We start from the raw sequence: 21,024 nt of genomic DNA, 5'->3' as shown, positions 1-21,024 counted from the left end.
AGAATCGTGTAAACCGCTTTGGTGATGAAGCGGCCATTTTCTTTGATTTTATAGTGAATGGCATCCAGCCAGACCACTGGATAAAGCGGGTCAAGGTCACGCTCACGCCAGGCCTGCAATTCAGGTAGCAGCTTGTCAGTAACAGCATTCAGGGTGCCGTTGGAAACACTGATGCCATAAATTTCTTCAATATGATTGCGGATATCCTGGTAACTGGTACCCAACGCGAAGAGTGCGATAATTTTACGTTCCAGCTCGTCGGTCAGATGGGTCTGATGCTTTTTAACCATTTGAGGTTCAAAGGTTCCGGCGCGATCACGTGGCGTGTTGAGTTCAAAGCTGCCCGCCGGGCTTTTAACGGTTTTTGGTGTTGAGCCGTTTTTGCGGTTTGCAGTTTTATCCTGGTTGAGGTGTTGCTCAAGTTCAGCGGCCATCGCCATTTCGGTAAGCTGCTTAATGAGTGGTGTCAGGATGCCGTCTTTTCCGGTCAGATCCTTGCCTGCGCGAAGTGCGGCAATGGCGGCTTCAATGTCTAAGGTGGGCCTGGTCATGTGTCATCTCTTTTTTTAGATTAGTTTACTGAAATGACACAGAATTTTGAACACTACCGGCGGGCTCAGTAGAAACGATCCTTAAACGATCATGCGGTTTCATGCAGCATAGTCATGCAATAGTATCTTCTTTCGCACTTTCTGGAGCTGAGTAGTCGTCAAATAAGCCATATATCTCTGTATCAAATAGCGAAATAGCCTCAACCTGATCCATTGGTATCACGTGTCGAAAATGTTGCAAGTTCAACCCTCGCTCATGTTGATTATCAGCAATACCTTTTTCCAGATACAGCTCATAATACCGATGCTGCTCATGGAAACGGAGTGTATCCTTGTCGCGATACCCACTAATGTAAGGGATGATTGCTAAATGTTGAGTTTGGCTATGTTCAATTCGAGGCGCGGCTACATATCCTATGTAAACCTTCCGCGATTTTAATGTGACAAAAATCAGCTTATCCTCATCAATTGCCTGTACTAAAAGCGACTCAACTCCGTCCATTGCAGCCATTTCACGATAAGCGGCCTGGCGGGCTTCCTCATTTATAATCGCTTTTTTTGCTAAATCGCCCGCGACATAAGCTATAAGGCTTGCAGCAACCATCGAAAAAACAAAAAACACTGGATACGAAAGGATGGTCTTATCAGTCAGCCAGGAATAAAGGTCTTGTGTTTTATAAGAAGCTGAAAACAAATGAGGAATAGAGCTCAAAAGGCTGACAACAAGCAGAGCCAGATAAAAAAAAGTAATTAATCCAAACCCTTGGATTACAAACTTACATCCATGCATTGCTACATAGAAGTATGAGGTCCAGCCATTAGTCCGTGCATGACGTATACGGGACTGGTAGTGATTCTCTGTGTACCAAAATCCACATACGAGGACCACCATGATAATTAAGGGTCCCATAGATATCCTTAACGTTTAGCTGCAAGCTCCCGCATTCTGGCTTGCATCGACTCCCGAACCTGCTTGTTATCCATGTTCAGAACCGCATTCCCATTAGCATCAGTTGTGATTTTGCTATTGTTGGATTGCTCAATATCCTTCCGTGTAACGCCCTGCATCCACCGACCAGGCGTTGTGATGAGTTTTCCAAAAATTTTAGTCATATAACCTCCTCACTGTGTCTGCATAAAAATGCCATTATGATGGTTTTGAAGCAGAACAGTACAGAGCTGCAAGCATCTTATGGAATCGTTTATTTACCCCATTTCTACTTCTACGACAACAAAAAATGTTCATAATTCAATCTAAGTTGCCTGTAAAACTACATATAGTAGTTATAAAATCGGTAAAACACTAAACGCCTAACGCCTTTCATTGCCCGTTGTTCAAGCTTGTGGATGTTAAAACCTGCTTTATGATCCACAAGGTCCGCAACTATCAGCAACTAATTGTCTTATCTGGCCTGCAGGCAACCCCCCATCCAGTTTTACCCTCTCAGCTTAAGCTTAAGCTTAACGCCATTAACTTTACCGCTGAAAAAATAAATTACTGTTTTATAAAATAAATGAACACCCACGCCCCCCTCCTTTCAATTAACTCAGGCGCCCCTCAATTATTGATGTCCATCGACCTGGCGTACTCATGGTAGCGGATCTTAGCCATCAGCTCGTCAGTCAGCTCTGACATCCACTGGTTCGCCAGCCGCTTTTCTTCTTCGCTGCACTCACTGGCGGCTACGAGTTTGATAAAAAAATCAATGCGCTGGAGCTTTATCGATTCAAAAAGATAATCCTGCATTGTTTCTCTCCTGTCCCTGGGAAGATAGTCATAACCCTTAGTTTTGCGAAGCGATTCACAAATACTTCGCCTGATATCACTGTTTATACATACAGTATAATGTGTGTTTCTCGATGTAAAATACTTTCTGCCGTTAAACAGACCTGTACGACAATATTTGAAAAAGCTGAAAACATGAAAGCAGCGTTATCAGTACCACTGTCGCCATTTATCATCTTCCTGCAGACGCTGATTGCGATAGAAGATCCGCAATCCTGCACCGGATGGAATACTGCCACCCCGCAGCAATAGGTCGATCTCTTTTTCATTGCCATCAAATCCCCTGCTTCTCAACTCACGTTCAAGCTGAAGACACAGCTGCTCACTGATTTCCTGTTTATAGCCCTTTCGCTGTACTGGTTTCACTTGTCGTAATCTAATTTTTAATGCCTTAAGCTCTTTCCGGCTCATATTTTCTAAATCCGGCAAAGGTTCCACCGTTCCTCCGGCAGGCTGGTACAGTGAGGAATGCTGAAATTTTCCTACCCGGGGACAGTTATTGCCACGAGTCCAAGGGGCGCAAGCGCCCTGGTCGGCTGTCGCCTCCTGAACGTCAACGGCCTTACGGACCTTTTTCCACTTCACCGCATGTGTGCAAATCCTGCCCTCTGCAATTCTCAGCTCACGTTCAGGCTGCAAACGCAGCTGCTCACTGATTTCCTGTTTATAGCCCTTTCGCTGTACTGGTTTCACTTGCCGTAATCTGATTTTTAATGCTTTAAGCTCTCTCCGGCTCATATTTTCTAAGTCCGGCAAAGGTTCCGCCGTTCCTCCGGCAGGCTGGTACAGTGAGGAATGCTGAAATTTTCCTACCCGGGGACAGTTATTGCCACGAGTCCGGGAGAAAGGCTTTACGCTGCATGATAGCGATGGGCTTTTTCTGATCGTTAAAATATCAGATAAGAAGCGGTGGCACTTTCGCGGTCAGCAAATAATAACCGTACAAATATTAGTCCTGGCTCCTGCCCTTCTCTGACACTTGCTACCGCACGTCAGATAGGTGATCAGCATTGACGGGTAAGATCAGATCTCTGTGATCAGATCAGAACAATTTATCAATAAATCTGTGGTTACGGGCAGCAAAACCTTATCTTCTATTAACTCAGCCACCAGCCACTAAGTTGCGGTAATCGATGACTGACTGATTCTGGCTCTGCCTGGCGAATTCTATTATTCACTGCGGAACATTATGTTTATCTCTGTCAGCACATTTACGGGCAAAAATCATACAAAAAACCTGCCAACAGCACCAGTAGTTAAATTAATGTAAAGCAATGTATGTAATCCTGTTGAATATTCATTGGTTTTATATAAACTCACCAAACCAGTAACATCGCGATTACATAAAAACAATGAATAAAAAACATTACAATAAAGCTCTGAAGGCAGCATTAGTCCCTGTATTGCTTGCCAGTTGTATCTGCTATGCAAATGAAAGTGTGCCATTAGCCAGGCCACCGGTAAAACTGCCGGTCCAGACCTTACTGGTTGGCTCCTGGACAGGACAGACAACCGGGGATGGTGTGCAAAAAGCCATTTATCCGGGTCAGGGAATTTACACCCTGCGCCTGAATTCAGATGGCAGTTTACTGCCCGTCGGGGTGTTAAAACAATCCAGCCCTTCCTGGATTGTTTTCAGCAATAATCAGCAATTCGCTTATACCACCAATGAAAACGAAGCGGGCACCGTGACTGCATTGCGCACCGGTAAAGACGGAAAGCTCACCACCATTAACACGGTTGACAGCGCTGGCGCTTATCCGACACATGCTACCATTACTCACGACGGTAAATATTTACTGGTCGCAAATTATTCCGTAAATCCCGGACATGCCGGTATCACTATCTTTCCCATCGAAAGTAACGGCGGGCTGGGTAAATTTATCCAGCATGTACCTTTTACCGAAGGTTCTCATGTTATCGCGGATCGTCAGGCAAGCGCACATGCCCATTCCGTCAATATAAGTCCTGACGGGAAAATGCTTTTTGTTGCTGATCTGGGCAATGATACTGTGCATGCATTTAAATATCATGCCAATAATAAAGAGCCTTTCACGGCCGCCCCGCAATTTAATCTGCACTTTGCTCCGGGTGAAGGACCACGGCATATGACATTCTCCGCAGATGGTAAATTCGCTTATGTCAGTACCGAGATGTCCGCCAGAGTACACGTTTACCAAGCAGATCATGATAAACTTACAGAAATACAGGTTGTCGATCTGACTGACAGCAAGGATCCTAACGATAAAGGGGGGGCCGGGATATTATTCAGCCCTGACCATAAATTCCTGTACGTGGGAAACCGTCGCCATGACAATACGATTGTTGTGTATAAAGTTAACCAGGACACAGGGAAACTTTCTCTGAGTAACCGCTTTTCCTCCGGTGGGATAGAGCCACGGGCATTTGCTTTCGATAAAACAGGGCAATATATTCTTGTCGCCAATCTGTTTTCAAATAATGTCGTAGAATTACGCCGAGATATTGATACCGGAGCCCTGACTGAGACCGGGGTTACTGTGCAAATTGGAACGCCAACAGATATCAAATTTATTAATTAATCTCTGATTTTCTGCCGGTAAATTTATTTAATACAGTAGCAATCACCGGGACAGCTTCCATATACGGAGGCTGTCTTTTATTTCGACAGTAAAACAGAGGTACGGCCACTGGATATCGCGTCGTCAGCGATAGTTTTATTCTTCAGCCATTAATCTGTACAGCTATCACCACAGGTCATTATTCCGATTCTCTGTCACCAATAGCTTTCCCTGTCTCCTGCGGGATAAGGGCTATCCATCAGGCGGGATAATGACTATCCGCTTTAATGATGAAATTTTTCCTGCGGACCCCAATAATACATCATGATCACGGGTTAACTGCCAGTCAGCGTATTCTATCGTCAGGGATACTCTTTGAAAATATTATGTTTTCTCTTTAAAACACCCATTTTTTGTGGTGTGGTACGCTAACATAAAAATCGGTACACTGCCGGAAAAACCAGCCTGCCCCCGATAATACACCATAAAAACCCTGATAAAAAATGTCATGTTTTGCCTGTTTACTTATCAGATTCGATCATGTCCACGCAAAAATTTCCACGCAGTAAACATGAAATATTTATGAAATTAAAATGACACATTAAACAAGTAATGTCCCGGTTACCATAAAATGTAAGAATAAGAAAATATGATTAAAAAAATATTAACCCCCGTGATCGCCGGAGTCGGGTTTATCGTCATATCAGACAGAGCGCTGGCATTAGAGATCGACTACAAACATAAGTATGAAGATATTTCCAGACAACACACAGATGAATTCATCGTATCCCATAACTTTTCATCCGGACTGGGGGTTTCTGCGAAACTAAAATTTCATCCGGAACAACAATCCAATGGCGATGCAGGTAACTTCTTTGACCACAGAAAACTTAATGAGAAAGAGTTTAAGATTAAATATACTCAGCCGTTCACAAAACAGCTCAGTATTGAACCCGGCATGGTCTATGGAATAAAAGAAGAAGATAAAAAATATAAACCATCGATAAAACTTAAATACCGTATTTCTGATAATACCCGAATTTCATTTCGCTACCGGAAAGAAATAACTGATCGCCGGAATAAACCGATAAAAAAAACGGACCGGATTGACAGTGAAATAACACAAAAAGTTGAAAACTTTCAGTTCAGCTATACCATGATTTGGTATAACAGCAACGAAACGCTTTATAATAATAAACATCAAAATATCGAGCATAAAATTGAAGCCGGATATCAGCTGACAAAACATTTAGTACCTTATATCGGGGTGAAAAATCTGGCAGTATCGAAAAAAAGTGCTGATCGTCAGACTGAATTCATTACCGGCATCTCTTACAAATTTTAATCCGCAGGAATAACCCCAATGAAACCGTTACTGATACTCAATCTTCTGCTGGCAAGTCTGAGCCTTATCCTGTCCCCCTTTTCCAGCGCAGCCCGTCAGGTTAGTGACTGCTATCAGCTGGAAAAAGTCGTTATGCTTATCCGCCATGGTGTACGGGCCCCCACCAATACTCCCGCTCTGAATAAGGCAACCGGGAAAATATGGCCACAGTGGAACGTACCCGATGGTTTTTTAACCGGCCATGGCTACGCAGGCATACTCGCCCAGGGATCCTATCAGCTCACTCAATGGCGGGAACTCGGGCTGCCACTGGCGAGTCATGCAGGGTGCCCGGCAGCAGATCAGGTATGGTTGTGGGCAGCCCCCGACCAGCGGACTAAAGCGACCGGAGCTGCATTACTGGATGGTATGTTTCCCGGTTGCGGGATGGTGGTACATTCCACAACCGGCAAACATGATCCATTGTTTGATACGATGGCAATGGGGATAGCCCGGCCGGATGAAAATAAAGTTATACAACAGGTAAAAGAAAGGCTTGGTTCACCGGCACAGGCCAGAACCACCTATGCTAATGCCGTTACTGACTTACGCAAGGCGGTATGTCACACGGACGAAAAAAACTGCAAATTTCCTGATAGCGACTGGGGCGTCGAAATAAATAATAAAGGAAAAGTAAAATTAACCGGTCCGGTTGCCGGGGGGGCTGCAATCGGTGAGACGATTCGTCTGCAATATAGCGAAAACCTGCCGTTATCACAGGTCGCTTTTGGTCATGCCCGGAATGCGCAACAGGTCAGTAACCTGATGGCATTACATGCTGCAAAATATGACCTTCTCAGCGACACACCCGAATATGCCAGTCACGGTGGCTCATTATTAATGCGTCAGTTAGTCGCGGCTATTACCGCCCGCAGTCAGAGCCCGTCCCCTTTAACAGAAAAACCCTATCTGCAAAGCCCGCTGGTTATTATGGTCGGTCATGATACTAATATCGCACAGATCCAAACGATGCTCGGCTTTAACTGGCAATTGCCCGGATATCCTCACAATGATATTCCCCCCGGCGGCAGCCTGATTACAGAACGTTATCTGGATAAAAAAACCGGAGAACACTTTATTCATTTAATCTTTGCCGCCAGAACATTAGATCAGTGGCGGCGTCTTTCTCCGTTAAATGCCCGTAACCCGTTACCGGTTGCTGAATTTAAAAATCCCGACTGTCATGAAACTTCCGTTGGTGAACTCTGTCCGATAAAAACTTTTGTCCGGATGGCAGAGAAGAATCTGGTGAACGACGGGAATAACCTTCCGGTTTTTGAGTAAGTATCGCCTGGCGATCTGAGTAATATTTATCAGCGTATTGCCCGTTGTCGCCGATAATCGATACGCGACTCAGTGAATAAATTTTCAGCCCGCGTTTGCGCCCACTGCGATGGCATCAGCACTGTGTCACCAATCTACCTGCCAGCCAGTCCCGCTGCCAGAGTAGCCAGTGCTGATACCCCCGGCTACTCTGTTTCACCCGGTTCACTGAGCGGTTTACCGCAGGTATCGCCCGTAATCATGCCAATAAACTCGCCGGTAGCCAGCGTATAATTACCCCGCCAGCACGCCATTAACTGCTGACACAGGAGGCGTGCCCCCCGTCCACCGGTCCTGGATAGCACCGTCCGGTGGCTGAAAGATCCCGCGACTGATTCAGAAGGAAGCGAGCAAAAGATAATTAATCTTCTGTTTTTTCTGATAAATACTCTTAACGGTTTAGTTAAAAACCACACTCCCCAAAGGTATTTTTTTCGGTATAATCGGCTACTTATTTATCAACCTGCCCGCTTTTACAGTATCGAGATCTGTTTATTGCTAAGAATAGCGGCTGAATTAAAGGCTAATGCCGCATGAAAATCCCGAACCGTATCCAGCCCCTTGTCGATGACGGACTTATCGACAGCGTTTTACAACGCCTGAAAAGCGGTAAAGAGGCTGACGTCTACACCGTGTTATGTGGCGACGAGGTTCGCTGTGCCAAAGTATATAAAGAAGCCACACAGCGCAGTTTCAGGCAGGCAGTGCATTATCAGGAAGGCCGGAAAGTACGTAATTCACGTAACGCCCGGGCAATGCAGAAAGGATCTAAATTCGGCCGCAAACAGCAGGAAGAATCCTGGCAAAGCGCAGAAGTGGATGCTCTGTTCAGGCTGGATAATGCCGGTGTGCGGGTACCCCGGCCCTTCCTGTGTATTGACGGTGTATTATTAATGGAACTGGTAACCGATGCCGGAGGCGCCGTTGCACCGCGTCTCAGTGAAGTCACTCTCAGCGAAACACAGGCAATCAGCGGTTTTAATACCTTGCTGAAAAATATCGTCCGTATGCTGTGTGCCGGTATTGTTCACGGCGATTTATCAGAATTTAACGTGTTACAGGATGCACAGGGGCCGGTCATTATTGACCTGCCACAGGCGGTGGATGCGGCAGCCAATAACCATGCCGAAGCAATGTTCAGACGCGATGTGAATAATATTACCGCTTACTACGCTCAGTTCGCCCCGCAACTGGATAATACCGCCTACGCCAAAGAAATCTGGCAGTTATATCAGGAAGGCAAACTAACCCCGCAAACGCCGTTAAGCGGGGTATTTATCGAGCAGGAACATCAGGTCGATATGGATTCGCTGCTGGATGAAATTACGACTGCCGAAGATGAATATTATCAGCGCCTGCGCGCCAGCCAGCAGCGCGATCAGCAAGACTGAGTTCCCTGCAGAACCCGAAAGGTAGTTTCCCCCGGTGGATATCAGGCAGGAATATAACCTGCCGCGGACTGTGACCAGAATTGCTGTAACAGACTGGCGACCAGGGGAAGTTCTGTGACGCCCTCACGCCCTAAAAAATGACCACTGTCGGGAATACCGTAAAAAGGGGCCGCCAGTTGTTGGCTCAGCCGTAACGAAAACGCCGCAGGAACAATAGTATCGTTCAGTGAAGCAATCACTGCCCGCTGTCTGACGTTACTGATTATCCGATGGTTATCAACCGGTTGCCGGACAAAATCTGCTAACATTTCCAGGCCGGGAACCGCCTCACTGAATCCGGAGACCAGAATCATACCTCCGGTGACAGCCTGCGGATAACGCTGATTCAGATAATTCAACAGAGTGATGCAGCCGAGGCTGTGTCCGACCAGCCAGGTATTTTCATCCGGCTCACCGACCACACTTTCGAGGCTTTCCAGCCAGTGTGAAAGCTGCGGACTGTGCGATTCCGGGAGCTGCGGGGCCTCAGTCACCACCCCCGCCTGTTCTGCTGCCTGCTGTAACCACGGGAACCAGTGGTGTTCAGGGGCAGCCATAAATCCGTGTATAATAAACAACCGCGGGACCGTCATTGCGTTATCCTCTGTATCACTTTGATTCTCCTGACCAACAGAATATCTGCGGCCACAGTTTGTCCCTGCAAACCGGTTTCCGCAACCATCAAATCCGGCAAAACAAACCACGCTGGCGGCATAAGCCATATCAGCGCCCGGCCATACGGATCGTCAGCATAAGAGACGGACGGGATCCCACCCCGGGAAAATGATCACCGGCGATCACCGGGATTACCTGAGAAGTAAACGCTCACGCTTTCCGGAATGCATAAAGCAGAATAACGGGACCGGCAGAGTCACCAGCAATAATACCCAGACCAGTGTATAGACGGCATCCACACCATCGTTTTGCAAATTAGTATATAACTTAACCGGCATTCCCTGCGGAAAATAGGCAAAAATCATCACAATGCCAAATTCACCAACCGCACGTACCCAGGCCAGAGAAACAGCCGAAGCCAGCCCTGAAGCTGATAACGGCAGGACCAGATAGCGAAAACGTTGGAATGGTCTGGCCCCCAGCGTCTGCCCGGCTTCCAGTATTTCACGCGGAACGGCACTGAACGCCGAACGGGCGGTGACAATAAAATACGGCAGCCCGCCATAAATTTGCGCCACCATAAAAGCCGCCGGATTATTGACCAGCATCCATCCGAAAGCAGATAACCACTGGCCCGGTAAGCTGTAAGGACCCAGTGCAGAGATAAGTAAAATTCCCATTGCCAGCGGAGGAGTCATCAGTGGCAGTAATACCACTAACTCAACCCCTCGTCTCAGCAGGCCTTCCGTCGACGAATTTGCCAGCCACCAGGCAACCGGCAGACCCGCCAGTATAATAAAAATCAGCGACAACAACCCGTAACCGACAGAGACCAGCACCGCATCGCTGTCACCGTAGGCCAGCGAAAAATCATGCCATGGGGTCATACCAAACAACGTCACAAAAGGCAGTGCCAGCATCACTAATGCCGGCACTGTGAGTAAGGGTAATAACCTGAATCGTGATCTCATTGTTGTTGGTACAGACCTTTCCCTTTAGGCGCGGAATAACCACTGTCACGGAACAGTTTCTGTCCCTGCGGAGTCAGCATAAAGTCGACAAATTTTTGTCCCCGGGCCACACCATTAGGGGCATTTTTCAGTACTGCGGCGTAGTACACCAGCGGCTGAGTATGCAGGACTTTATCCTGCCCTTTACTGTCTTTAATAGTGAAACTGACAGTGTTGTACCACTGCTGCTCCATCTGCGGATTACTGAGGTTTATTTGGTCCGGGAATGACAGATAGGGCAGCCCGGCAGAAATCACTTCACTTTCGTAACCTGCCGCTGCATCAATCTGGCCGCTTTCCAGCCGGGTCAGCAACCCGCCTTCCAGATGAACCTGACGAGGATTTTGTGGTGAGCCCATAATCTGTTCTGCAATGCCGGGCTGACGATAATATTTCTCAGCCAGCAACAGACTAAAAACGATGTTTTGTCCTTTAGGGTCCAGGTAAGGATCTGTGCGGCCAAACTGTAATCCGGGGGTGGTCATTACCTGTAACCAACTGCCGTCATGACGGGTGCCAGCCTCCGCAAACTGCGCGGCATACTTACTTTTCGGATTATAAGCAATCACCATACTGGTACTGGCAACCGGAACCGCGGTCTCGATGAGTCCGGCGTCTTTCAGTATCTGCATCGGGCCGGGGGTGATGGAAACAAAAACATCCGCCTCAATTTTATGGCTGGCCAGCAGGCGGGCCATGCCATAAGCCCCCTGCCCCTGTCCCTGATATGTCCCCTTCTGCTGACTGGCAAACGCCGGACCAAGTTCCTGGTCCATCACTTTTCCCATCGATCCGGCATAGGTCACGCGAATGTTGTCCGATGCCAGTACCGGCATACTGACAGACAGTGCAACTAAAATCGTACAAAGGCCCCTGGACATTATTTTCAACTCCTTTCGATATGTAAAAAAATACATAGCGATTATCCGGAGATATAAATACCAACACAACGAATTATTGCCGGTTTTCTGTCCGTTTTGCAGCACAGATCAATTCAGTGGCCGTGGGTACTGCCGATATGTTTACCAGTCAGTACCGGTAGTTCCGTCTGAGGGTGTTCCAGTTCTTTCAGAATACCGCAATCCCGGGTTGGCAGACTGTCACAGCAGGAGGCCTGTAATTCACTGAGCTGATTCTCTAATACCGACAGTTCGGCAATCCGCTCCCGTACATGGGACAAATGTTCATTCACCAGTTGATTAATTACCGTGCAATCAGCTTCCGGCTGGGCACGTGCCTGTAACAGCTGTTTGATCTCATCCTGTGCCATATCCAGCGCCCGGCAACGGCGGATAAACAGTAAAGTATCCAGATGCTGCTGATCGTAGTAACGGTAATTATTATTCTGGTCACGCAGTGCTTCCGGCAGTAACCCTTCTTTCTCGTAGTAGCGAATAGTCCCGACACTGCATAACGACTGCCGGGCCAGTTCTCCTATCTTCATTTTATCTCCTCACCTCTTGACCCTGTAGTGACTGCAGGGTTTTTACTATAACGACCAGGGTATACCTAGCGGAACAAACAATGAACAGTCACGAAAAAAATAACAACTTACTTCAGCCCCGTAAAATACCGTCTGCGACAGGAAAAATTTCTGCTGTCAGCCCTCTTTCTGTCGGGAAACAGCATACCGGTGACCATCAGCACTGCTGCACCGCGGCAGAGCCGGTACTGGATGCCCTGCCACAAGGGAAAAACACCGGTCGCGGTACTATCACGGCCATCCGTATTATGCAGATGGATTGTCCGGTCGAAGAAAATCTGATTACCGGAAAACTCTCGGCCATGCCCGGGGTCGTCAGCCTGCAGTTTGATTTGATGCAAAGGATACTGACGGTGACTCACCGCCAGGAGATACTGGACGATATTTTACAGGCTATCCGTTCCCTCGGTTTTGAGCCGGAATTACCCGGTAAGAATACCGCCAGCAGTATCGTGCCCCCGCCCCCTGTCCGATACTGGCCGCTGATCACCGCCATAGTACTGGCATTCGCAGCCGAATCCCTGAGCTGGCTGCAATTTCCCGGCTGGTTACAGGCACTCTGTGCCCTGGCCGCCGTGTTACTGGCAGGGATTAAGACCTATAAAAAAGGCTGGATCGCCATTAAAAACCTCAATCTGAATATCAATGCCCTGATGAGCGTTGCAGTCACCGGGGCATTATTGTTACAGCAATGGCCGGAAGCCGCGATGGTAATGGTGCTGTTTAATATTGCTGAAATGATTGAGGCGAAAGCACTCGACCGGGCGAGAAACGCTATTGACACTCTATTAAAACTGGCCCCGGAGTGGATGAATGTCCGCCAGGCAGATAATAGCTGGAAACCAATGCAGCCGGCGGATGTGCCCCTTTCGGCGATAGTACGGGTGAAACCCGGCGAAAAAATAGGGCTGGACGGCATTATCGTGCGGGGAAACTCGACCGTGAACCAGTCAGCAATTACCGGAGAAAGCCTGCCGGTAGAAAAGAAAACAGATGATCAGGTCTTCGCCGGCACACTGAATGAGTCGGGCAGTTTCGAATATCAGGTCACCTCTGTGGCACAGAATACCACCCTCGCGAAAATCATCCGTTCGGTGGAGTCAGCACGGGCCAGTAAAGCCCCGACACAGCGTTTTGTCGATCAGTTTGCCCGGATTTATACACCGGTTATCTTTTTGCTGGCATTCGCTGTGGCTATCCTGCCGCCACTGTTCTTCGGCCTGCCATGGACGCCGTGGATTTATAACGCTCTGGTAATGCTGGTGATTGCCTGTCCTTGTGCGCTGGTTATTTCCACCCCGGTGACACTGGTCAGCAGCCTGACGGCTGCGGCACGTATGGGCATACTGATTAAAGGGGGCGTTTACCTTGAGCAAGGGAAAAAACTGCAATGGCTGGCACTGGATAAAACCGGTACCCTGACACAGGGTAAACCGGAAGTGACCGATGTGATCACCCCTGGCATGCTGACTCCTGAACAGGCACAGGCGATAGCCGGCAGTTTATCCGCCTATTCTGATCATCCGGTCTCTGAGGCCGTCACCAGGCACAGTGAGGGGGTGACTCCGTTAACCGTGAATGATTTTACCTCTGTCACCGGCCAGGGGATCACCGGGATCATTAATAACGAAGAATACTGGCTGGGAAATCGCCGTTTACTTCAGGCACGGGGCGTGGAGCTACTGGATACAGAAGAGCGTTATATTGCTCTGGAGAAACAGGGAAAAACGCTGGTATTTTTAGGTCACAGAACCGGTTTACTGGCCGTTTTCGCCCTGGCTGACACGGTGAAACTGACCAGTAAACAGGCAATTGATGAGCTGCATCAGCTGGGAGTAAAAACTCTGCTGCTGTCAGGAGATAACCCGTTTGCTGTCTCCGAAATAGCCCGTCAGGTCGGTATTGACCAGGCAAAAGCACAACAACTGCCGGACGATAAACTGCGGGCGATAGAGGAATACAGCCGCCGGGGCGTCACAGGTATGGCAGGCGACGGGATTAACGACACCCCGGCCCTGGCCCGGGCGGATATTGGTTTTGCGATGGGTATTGCCGGCACCGATACTGCTATCGAAACTGCTGATGTGGCCTTGATGGACGATGATCTACGTAAAATTCCGATGTTTGTTCGCTTATCGCGTAAAAACAGCCAGATCCTGACACAGAATATTTCTCTGTCACTGGCTATTAAGCTGGTATTTCTGGTTATGACCCTGTTCGGGGCAGGAACGCTGTGGATGGCGGTTTTTGCTGATGTCGGTGCCAGTCTGCTGGTGGTCGCTAACGGATTAAGGATCCTGCGTTACTCCGCCAATGCCTGATCCGGTCATCGCTGTTATCCCCGGACCGGTGCATTCAGTGGGTGACAATGGCCGGTCCCCTGTCACAAACCGCTATTATAGCGCGTTACCGCGCCCTGTATTAGCTCCCGGATCTGATCTGGCAGCTGCCGGGGATTTATCCGGGGTCCGGTCAGACCATATCTGGCTTAAATTGCCCGCCATCCGGATCGGTTTACTGCACTATAAAACGTTGTGCGCACTGATAAATAAATTAAACACCAGCTCCGGATCTTATTTTCACTCTTCCTTCAGTTTAATTTATCAACCGAACCGGCGTTTTCCAGCGCGGTGTGCGCTCTGTCCGTAAACCGCTTTTATTTTGATACCTGCTGTTTTATTTCAGCATAACGGACTGTCAGTTGTTTCAGGTGCATTTCAAGCTGAGACCGGGCAGCAACAGGTAAAGGTTCTCCTGAAGGGTTTTGTGACAGCACCCGCAGTTGCTCTTCAGCCGGTATCGCTTGATTAAATGACTGCATAGTGGAAAAAACGACTGATTTCAGCTCACTGACTGTCATATATTTTCCATTCTGTTGATCCAGCCTGTTCAGCCGGTCACTCAGTTTTTGTAACGTTGTCATTCCCTGATACCAGCCATTAAGCTGCGCCGCTGGTAAGGTGGTCGCCGCAAATTGTTGCTGCCAGCGTGATGCCATCGGTTTAGCCTGCTCAGGCCACAGGATACTGGCCTGCTTAATCAACTGACGACTGTAGTCAATATTCCAGTCGGGTGACATCTTATCCAGCCGGACAAGTTGCTGCTGTGTTTGTGTTATCAGCGTTTGTGATGACGGACGTTGCTGACGTAACACATCCAGTTGTTCAGGGGTGAGAGGTAAAGGTAACGGAGCCAGTGAAGCCACAAGCTGAGCCTGTAGCGGGTCTGACTGGCGGAGATATTGCCAGCTCCATACAGCGACGCTACTGATCACCAGCATAGTAAACATACCGGCAGCGAAAGATTTCCATTTATTTACCGGAGCGAGCATTGCCGGCTGCTGCTCCGGTGGCATGACGTACACCCACTTCATCACACCGTCTGGTTTGTCTTCATCAGAATAACCCGCAGGGCCACCCGAGGCTGCCGCCATATCATTAATCACGGTCGCAGGTAATACGATGCCGGGCTGAATGGCCGGCCCGGGGCTGGTTATACCAGCACTGTTTTCCAGCCGGACAGCGCTGTTGTGTATCAAAGCACGCAGAGTATCCAGCTTAAGCTCCGGGTGCTGCAGCTTTTCTCCCAGACTTATCAGCAGTTGTTCAGCCCGGTACAGCTGACTAAGGTCGCGGTAGTTAAACGGGAGCGAGCGTATCCGCTGTTGCAGACGCTGACTCAGGCTGCGGAGGATGTCCATTCGGGCATGGGCAGGCCGCGGCCAAAGCACATCCCACTGATGACTAATCAGCGCCTCCAGTATCACGAGTCCTTCATTAAGCCCGAAGATACCGGCCCGTTGCATACGGGCCAGTGTGTACCAGGCCGCTGTCTGTAGTTCCACCCCGTTCATCTCAAACAGTGAGAGACAACGTTTTTCGACGTAATGCCAGTCGACATCCGGACGTGCCGGATGTGTCAGCTTACTCAGTTCATCACGCAGGGAGATATAATCCGTTAGCATACGCGGATCGCCACCGGTTTTAATTTTTCGCGAAGTAATGTCATTCATGACCTGATATCCCTTTGAAGTAGCCTGCACTGTGGAGAGGATTATTGTGCCGGTTTATGGCGTTGCTGATACTGGCATACCACAGTCTCTGACTGGCTAAAACCAGCCCGGAAAATGTACGCTGATCAACCCCCTGTCCGGACGGGATAATGTACCCGCAAAGGTCCGGTCGCTTACTGTTTATGACCACATATAAACGCCGGGGTGACGTCACAGACTATTTGACGGCAGAGCCGTGACGGGGAAGTAAACGGATCCATATTCAGTCCGCTACCCGCCAGTCACGCGTCCATCTGCGCCCGCCGCTGTATGATTCACCGATGAAACTCTGCAATATCAGTCTTATAGTTACTGATCGCTGCCACGGTGGTCTGTCGGCGAGCTTTTACTGACAGGGTGTTAACTGGCCTTAGATACGGGGGATAGTATCCGGGTACTGCTGTTGCTTCAGGTGTCTTAACACCACGCGTCCCGCGGGCATAAATTCGGTACCATAACGAACCAGACCAACCTCTCTGAGTTCAGCGTCAATGGCATAGCGCAGTTCGCCGGGAACGTTCTGCTCCAGCAGTACAACACTTATTTTTTTCAGCCGTGGTTCATATTTAAGCAGAACAGCCGACAGGATACCCATCAGTTCATGGGCTGTTCCCGGCATGCCCTGCAGGATTCTGGTCATATCCGGCAGGCCGTAGTCAGGCAGATGTTTTAGCGTGCCGGTGCGGCAATTGAGGATACGCTGCATATTGTCGAGCACTGACAATATGACCTGGTCCTGTTCGCTGACCTGATACACATCGAGCCCGCCGGTGAAATTGCCGTAGAGAATTTCATACAGCGAAGGGGGATTCTGAGTCATAATTAACCTCCTTTATATGCCAATTACATTCTATCCACTCAGTATTAATATTGCTTTTACGGTATCGGCCAGAACAGCCTGCGTCGTACCTGGACATCTGTTTTGATGCTCATCATAGTTCACGTCCTGTGGCTGTCTGATGTTCTGTCCGGGATTCAATAAACACTCCTGCTATCGCTGTTCCAGAAAATATTCCGATTCATCCGGAATAATACCGTCACAATAACGCGTATCTTCCCAGACCAGTCGCCAGTGCACATCCCGGTAGCAGACCGGGTCATCGGTTATCAGTATTTCAGTGGCGCTTTCCATTAATACATCATAATAAATCTGAAGCGGTGCCTTCATTCCGCGGATAAAATAATTATAGGCACCGAGGTTTTTAAACCCGCGGATACCTTCTTTAAATACCAGGAATTTACGGTCATATATTATTTCCACCGGTTCCCAGATACCGTCACAGGGCACCGCATCGTCGGTTTTTATAATAATATCGCTGCGCTCCGGCACGGGCGGAAGGTGTTCAGGAAAGACCGGATAAATCAGCGCTTTCAGGTTATAGCAGTAATTATCAGGCTCTAACAAATATTCAGCATCAAAAAAGTTACAGACATTATCGTGCGGCGGATACAGCAGGTCATCTCCCCAATATTCTGCCGCAACCCGCCACTGATTAATTTTCTCTATTTCCGGAGGGTAGGGTTCCCGCTGCCCTCCTCGTTCATCATGGCAGGGATAATAAAAATATTTATCAATAAGATCTACGGGTCGCGCAAGCTGGTGAAATACTCCTGACTGACGCTGCCATACCTGCCGGTTGCCCGCTGCCAGTTCCGGCAGTCCTTTATCGTAAAGGCGCAGGGCGTCATAAATCCAGATAATGGCCTCTGGATCAAAACCATTGGTTTTCTCTTCCGGCCAGGTTTTCAGCGCCTGTTCATATTTTTCAGTAAAACACGCCCAGGCATCCCGCTTGCGCTGCCACAGACTGTAGCTGCTCAGCCGTTGCAACAGCCAGAACAGTCTGCGACGCACCTGTTCATCACTCATCGGGTATTTGGTTTTTTTGATGCTCATCATAGTTCACGTCCTGTGGCTGTCTGATGTTCCGCACGAGATTCAATAAACACTCCCGCTATCGCTGTTACAGAAAATATTCCGATTCATCCGGAATAATACCGTCACAATAACGTGTATCTTCCCAGACCAGTCGCCAGTACACATCCCGGTAGCAGACCGGGTCATCGGTTATCAGTATTTCAGTGGCGCTTTCCATTAATACATCATAATAAATCTGAAGCGGTGCCTTCATTCCGCGGATAAAATAATTATAGGCACCGAGGTTTTTAAACCCGCGGATACCTTCTTTAAACACCAGGAATTTACGGTCATATATAATTTGCACCGGTTCCCAGATACCGTCACAGGGCACCGCATCGTCGGTTTTTATAATAATATCGCTGCGTTCCGGCACGGGCGGAAGGTGTTCAGGAAAGACCGGATAGGATAAATGAGTTAAGTTGTAGATATATTTATTGGGAGCCAGCAGAGTCTCTGCATCGAAAAAATTGCAGACATTATCGTGCGGCGGATACAGCAGGTTATCTCCCCGGTACTCTGCCGCAACCCGCCACTGATTAATTTCCTCTATTTCCGGGGGATAGGGTTCCCGCTGCCCTCCTCGTTCATCATGGCAGGGATAATAAAAATATTTATCAATAAGATCTACGGGTCGCGCAAGCTGGTGAAATACTCCTGACTGACGCTGCCATACCTGCCGGTTGCCCGCTGCCAGTTCCGGCAGTCCTTTATCGTAAAGGCGCAGGGCGTCATAAATCCAGATAATGGCCTCCGGATCAAAACCATTGGTTTTCTCCTCCGGCCAGGTTTTCAGCGCCTGTTCATATTTTTCAGTAAAGCATGCCCAGGCATCCCGCTTGCGCTGCCACAGACTGTAGCTGCTCAGCCGTTGCAACAGCCAGAACAGTCTGCGACGCACCTGTTCATCACTCATCGGGTATTTGGTTTTTTTGATGCTCATCATAGTTCACGTCCTGTGGTTATCTGATGTTCTGTCCGGGATTCAATAAACACTCCTGCTATCGCTGTTACAGAAAATATTCCGATTCATCCGGAATAATACCGTCACAATAACGTGTATCTTCCCAGACCAGTCGCCAGTGCACATCCCGGTAGCAGACCGGGTCATCGGTTATCAGTATTTCAGTGGCGCTTTCCATTAATACATCATAATAAATCTGAAGCGGTGCCTTCATTCCGCGGATAAAATAATTATAGGCACCGAGGTTTTTAAACCCGCGGATACCTTCTTTAAATACCAGGAATTTACGGTCATATATTATTTCCACCGGTTCCCAGATACCGTCACAGGGCACCGCATCGTCGGTTTTTATAATAATATCGCTGCGTTCCGGCACGGGCGGAAGGTGTTCGGGAAAGACCGGATAGGATAAATGAGTTAAGTTGTAGATATATTTATTGGGAGCCAGCAGAGTCTCTGCATCGAAAAAATTGCAGACATTATCGTGCGGCGGATACAGCAGGTTATCTCCCCGGAACTCTGCCGCAACCCGCCACTGATTAATTTCCTCTATTTCCGGGGGATAGGGTTCCCGCTGCCCTCCTCGTTCATCATGGCAGGGATAATAAAAATAAGTTCTGATTAAACTCACGGGCCGATAAAGCTGGTGAAATACTCCTGACTGACGCTGCCATACTTGCCGGTTGCCCGCTGCCAGTTCCGGCAGTCCTTTATCGTAAAGGCGCAGGGCGTCATAAATCCAGATAATGGCCTCCGGATCAAAACCATTGGTTTTCTCTTCCGGCCAGGTTTTCAGCGCCTGTTCATATTTTTCAGTAAAACACGCCCAGGCATCCCGCTTACGCTGCCACAGGGTATAGCTGCTCAGCCGTTGCAACAGCCAGAACAGTCTGCGACGCACCTGTTCATCACTCATCGGGTATTTGTTTTTTTTGATACTCATCATAGTTCACGTCCTGTGGTTGTCTGATGTTCCGCACGGGCGGCATTAATCATTATTCGACCATTCGCTTTACTGCGCAGCTCATCGTCATGCAGTTTTCGCGTATATGTGGCATAAGGCGGCGTTATCCCCTCAGGTTTGCTGTAACCGTGTAGGCCTTCCGCCTCTTTCCAGTCTGTCGGATAAAACTCCGCTTTTACGCCATTAATATCAGTGCTGACCGGTAGCCCGGTCGCTTTGACCTGCTCACCGATACGGTTAAGCTCTGTTTTCAGCATTTCATCCAGGTTGATAATTACCTGTTCACCGCCCCCCTCAAGGTACTGATTGGCTCTCTTTTGCCCGAACTGTTCTGCAATCTTACCGTGCCAGGCTGTGCTGCCCGGCATCCGGATCGCCAGATCTTCCGGCAGATGCAGCACCACCAGAAAACCATTACCGTTCCACTCATCCAGCACCGCTGACAGCTGCCGCCACTCCTTTGCACTGCCCGNGTTGTCGCCAGCGCAGTCTCATTGCCGAAAGCGCGAAAAATTGTACTACCCGCCATTTCTCTGGCGCTTTTGGCGGTAATTTCACCACTGAAAGATGCAATATTCGTAAATACCTGCTTATCCCCAAATGCCGGGCTCTTACCTTTATGCCCCAGTAAATCCGGGTAGCTTTTTTTTGAATATTTCAGCCGCAGTCTGTCTTCATGAAGTTCCTCAGCATGAAGACTCGGGTAACGGGTCCCCTTTTTCGGCGCTTCTCTTAAAGGACGCTCGATAAGGTACGCCTCCGCTTCACGGTGAACAGCAGCTCGTCCGGAGCTCTTTCCTAGCTCCAGAATGTCACCTTTATAGACCATTGCCTGCAGCACTCTCAGCTNAGAATGACAAAACCTTTTGCCAGCGAGCGAAGCTGCACGGACCATTTATCCGGTAAGGCTCGTCCCAGTGCCGAACCAAGGATTGTATGGGTTACCGTTATCATGGTGTTACAGAACACACCAAATTTATCCAGCAGCACAGTCTGGTGAGACTG

The 21,024-nt window shown here is 48.6% G+C and carries 17 protein-coding genes and 4 pseudogenes; 6 read left to right on the top strand and 15 right to left on the bottom strand.

Going from position 1 to position 21,024, the window contains the following annotated elements:
- The 5 genes and pseudogenes from JK198_RS16195 to JK198_RS16175 form a co-directional block, all read right to left on the bottom strand.
- Window positions 1-551: transposase (locus JK198_RS16195; protein ID WP_212710788.1), on the bottom strand; the 551-nt coding region annotated here is incomplete at its 3' end.
- 112 nt (window positions 552-663) lie between these two features.
- The gene (locus JK198_RS16190) at window positions 664-1,461 is read right to left on the bottom strand and encodes a hypothetical protein (protein WP_212708874.1); all 798 of its coding nucleotides are present in this window, start codon (window positions 1,459-1,461) and stop codon (window positions 664-666) included.
- 8 nt (window positions 1,462-1,469) lie between these two features.
- A complete protein-coding gene (locus JK198_RS16185; protein ID WP_212708875.1) occupies window positions 1,470-1,664 on the bottom strand; it encodes a hypothetical protein in 195 nt (64 codons plus the stop codon).
- 445 nt (window positions 1,665-2,109) lie between these two features.
- Window positions 2,110-2,298: a hypothetical protein gene (locus tag JK198_RS16180; protein ID WP_212708876.1), complete on the bottom strand. Its 189-nt coding sequence runs from the start codon at window positions 2,296-2,298 to the stop codon at window positions 2,110-2,112.
- A 189-nt stretch (window positions 2,299-2,487) separates the two neighbouring features.
- Window positions 2,488-2,952, bottom strand: a pseudogene (locus JK198_RS16175) (replication endonuclease); the annotation flags it as partial.
- 211 nt (window positions 2,953-3,163) lie between these two features.
- On the opposite strand from JK198_RS16175, the pseudogene JK198_RS16885 reads away from it, so the two are divergent.
- The 5 genes and pseudogenes from JK198_RS16885 to JK198_RS16155 all read left to right on the top strand — a co-directional run.
- Window positions 3,164-3,348 (top strand): annotated as a pseudogene (locus JK198_RS16885) (Arm DNA-binding domain-containing protein); the annotation flags it as partial.
- A gap of 341 nt (window positions 3,349-3,689) precedes the next feature.
- The gene (locus tag JK198_RS16170) at window positions 3,690-4,898 is read left to right on the top strand and encodes a lactonase family protein (RefSeq protein ID WP_212710789.1); all 1,209 of its coding nucleotides are present in this window, start codon (window positions 3,690-3,692) and stop codon (window positions 4,896-4,898) included.
- Window positions 4,899-5,526: 628 nt separating this feature from the next.
- Window positions 5,527-6,222, top strand: a complete 696-nt coding sequence (locus JK198_RS16165; protein WP_212710790.1) for an oligogalacturonate-specific porin KdgM family protein — start codon at window positions 5,527-5,529, stop codon at window positions 6,220-6,222.
- A gap of 18 nt (window positions 6,223-6,240) precedes the next feature.
- Entirely contained in the window at window positions 6,241-7,545 is a 1,305-nt protein-coding gene (locus JK198_RS16160) for a histidine-type phosphatase (protein ID WP_212710791.1), read from the top strand.
- 572 nt (window positions 7,546-8,117) lie between these two features.
- A complete protein-coding gene (locus tag JK198_RS16155; RefSeq protein WP_212708880.1) occupies window positions 8,118-8,975 on the top strand; it encodes a PA4780 family RIO1-like protein kinase in 858 nt (285 codons plus the stop codon).
- A 41-nt stretch (window positions 8,976-9,016) separates the two neighbouring features.
- On the opposite strand, the gene JK198_RS16150 is transcribed toward JK198_RS16155, so the two are convergent.
- From JK198_RS16150 to cadR, 4 genes are all read right to left on the bottom strand, one after another.
- Window positions 9,017-9,736, bottom strand: a complete 720-nt coding sequence (locus JK198_RS16150; RefSeq protein WP_212710792.1) for an alpha/beta fold hydrolase — start codon at window positions 9,734-9,736, stop codon at window positions 9,017-9,019.
- 84 nt (window positions 9,737-9,820) lie between these two features.
- The gene (locus JK198_RS16145; RefSeq protein WP_212708882.1) at window positions 9,821-10,600 is read right to left on the bottom strand and encodes an ABC transporter permease subunit; all 780 of its coding nucleotides are present in this window, start codon (window positions 10,598-10,600) and stop codon (window positions 9,821-9,823) included.
- Complete coding sequence (locus JK198_RS16140) at window positions 10,597-11,520, bottom strand: extracellular solute-binding protein (RefSeq protein ID WP_212708883.1); 924 nt, start codon at window positions 11,518-11,520, stop codon at window positions 10,597-10,599. Before JK198_RS16140 ends, JK198_RS16145 begins: the two co-directional genes overlap by 4 nt.
- Window positions 11,521-11,633: 113 nt before the next feature.
- Complete coding sequence (cadR, locus tag JK198_RS16135; RefSeq protein WP_212708884.1) at window positions 11,634-12,083, bottom strand: Cd(II)/Pb(II)-responsive transcriptional regulator; 450 nt, start codon at window positions 12,081-12,083, stop codon at window positions 11,634-11,636.
- An 80-nt stretch (window positions 12,084-12,163) separates the two neighbouring features.
- Here cadR and JK198_RS16130 point away from each other — a divergent pair, with 80 nt between their 5' ends.
- Window positions 12,164-14,443, top strand: coding sequence for a heavy metal translocating P-type ATPase (locus JK198_RS16130; RefSeq protein WP_249213171.1), 2,280 nt, complete (start codon window positions 12,164-12,166; stop codon window positions 14,441-14,443).
- A 335-nt stretch (window positions 14,444-14,778) separates the two neighbouring features.
- Here the strand turns inward: JK198_RS16130 and JK198_RS16125 are convergent, their stop codons facing one another.
- The 6 genes and pseudogenes from JK198_RS16125 to JK198_RS16880 form a co-directional block, all read right to left on the bottom strand.
- A complete protein-coding gene (locus tag JK198_RS16125) occupies window positions 14,779-16,134 on the bottom strand; it encodes a VasL domain-containing protein (RefSeq protein WP_212710793.1) in 1,356 nt (451 codons plus the stop codon).
- 409 nt (window positions 16,135-16,543) lie between these two features.
- On the bottom strand, window positions 16,544-16,993 hold the full coding sequence (gene tssE, locus JK198_RS16120; protein ID WP_212708886.1) for a type VI secretion system baseplate subunit TssE: 450 nt from the start codon (window positions 16,991-16,993) through the stop codon (window positions 16,544-16,546).
- A 171-nt stretch (window positions 16,994-17,164) separates the two neighbouring features.
- Entirely contained in the window at window positions 17,165-18,073 is a 909-nt protein-coding gene (locus JK198_RS16115; protein ID WP_212710794.1) for an Imm72 family immunity protein, read from the bottom strand.
- A gap of 67 nt (window positions 18,074-18,140) precedes the next feature.
- A pseudogene (locus JK198_RS16110) lies at window positions 18,141-19,037 on the bottom strand (Imm72 family immunity protein); the annotation flags it as partial.
- Between the two features lie 67 nt (window positions 19,038-19,104).
- Window positions 19,105-19,998 (bottom strand): annotated as a pseudogene (locus JK198_RS16105) (Imm72 family immunity protein); the annotation flags it as partial.
- Window positions 19,998-20,456: a hypothetical protein gene (locus JK198_RS16880; protein ID WP_249213357.1), complete on the bottom strand. Its 459-nt coding sequence runs from the start codon at window positions 20,454-20,456 to the stop codon at window positions 19,998-20,000. The pseudogene JK198_RS16105 and the gene JK198_RS16880, both read right to left, overlap by 1 nt.
- Between the last annotated feature and the right edge of the window lie 568 nt (window positions 20,457-21,024).

Origin of the sequence: Tatumella sp. JGM91 (assembly GCF_018257575.1) — a bacterium.
In the GTDB taxonomy this organism is placed as follows: domain Bacteria; phylum Pseudomonadota; class Gammaproteobacteria; order Enterobacterales; family Enterobacteriaceae; genus Tatumella; species Tatumella punctata.
Note: the sequence above shows the minus strand (reverse complement) of the source record. Positions and strands in the feature narration are given on the sequence as shown.

Coding starts and splice junctions, on each gene's coding strand:
- JK198_RS16190 (WP_212708874.1), bottom strand. CDS start 1,461: ATGGGACCCTTAATTATCATGGTGGTCCTCGTATGTGGATTTTGGTAC.
- JK198_RS16185 (WP_212708875.1), bottom strand. CDS start 1,664: ATGACTAAAATTTTTGGAAAACTCATCACAACGCCTGGTCGGTGGATG.
- JK198_RS16180 (WP_212708876.1), bottom strand. CDS start 2,298: ATGCAGGATTATCTTTTTGAATCGATAAAGCTCCAGCGCATTGATTTT.
- JK198_RS16170 (WP_212710789.1), top strand. CDS start 3,690: ATGAATAAAAAACATTACAATAAAGCTCTGAAGGCAGCATTAGTCCCT.
- JK198_RS16165 (WP_212710790.1), top strand. CDS start 5,527: ATGATTAAAAAAATATTAACCCCCGTGATCGCCGGAGTCGGGTTTATC.
- JK198_RS16160 (WP_212710791.1), top strand. CDS start 6,241: ATGAAACCGTTACTGATACTCAATCTTCTGCTGGCAAGTCTGAGCCTT.
- JK198_RS16155 (WP_212708880.1), top strand. CDS start 8,118: ATGAAAATCCCGAACCGTATCCAGCCCCTTGTCGATGACGGACTTATC.
- JK198_RS16150 (WP_212710792.1), bottom strand. CDS start 9,736: ATGGCTTATGCCGCCAGCGTGGTTTGTTTTGCCGGATTTGATGGTTGC.
- JK198_RS16145 (WP_212708882.1), bottom strand. CDS start 10,600: ATGAGATCACGATTCAGGTTATTACCCTTACTCACAGTGCCGGCATTA.
- JK198_RS16140 (WP_212708883.1), bottom strand. CDS start 11,520: ATGTCCAGGGGCCTTTGTACGATTTTAGTTGCACTGTCTGTCAGTATG.
- cadR (WP_212708884.1), bottom strand. CDS start 12,083: ATGAAGATAGGAGAACTGGCCCGGCAGTCGTTATGCAGTGTCGGGACT.
- JK198_RS16130 (WP_249213171.1), top strand. CDS start 12,164: ATGAACAGTCACGAAAAAAATAACAACTTACTTCAGCCCCGTAAAATA.
- JK198_RS16125 (WP_212710793.1), bottom strand. CDS start 16,134: ATGAATGACATTACTTCGCGAAAAATTAAAACCGGTGGCGATCCGCGT.
- tssE (WP_212708886.1), bottom strand. CDS start 16,993: ATGACTCAGAATCCCCCTTCGCTGTATGAAATTCTCTACGGCAATTTC.
- JK198_RS16115 (WP_212710794.1), bottom strand. CDS start 18,073: ATGATGAGCATCAAAAAAACCAAATACCCGATGAGTGATGAACAGGTG.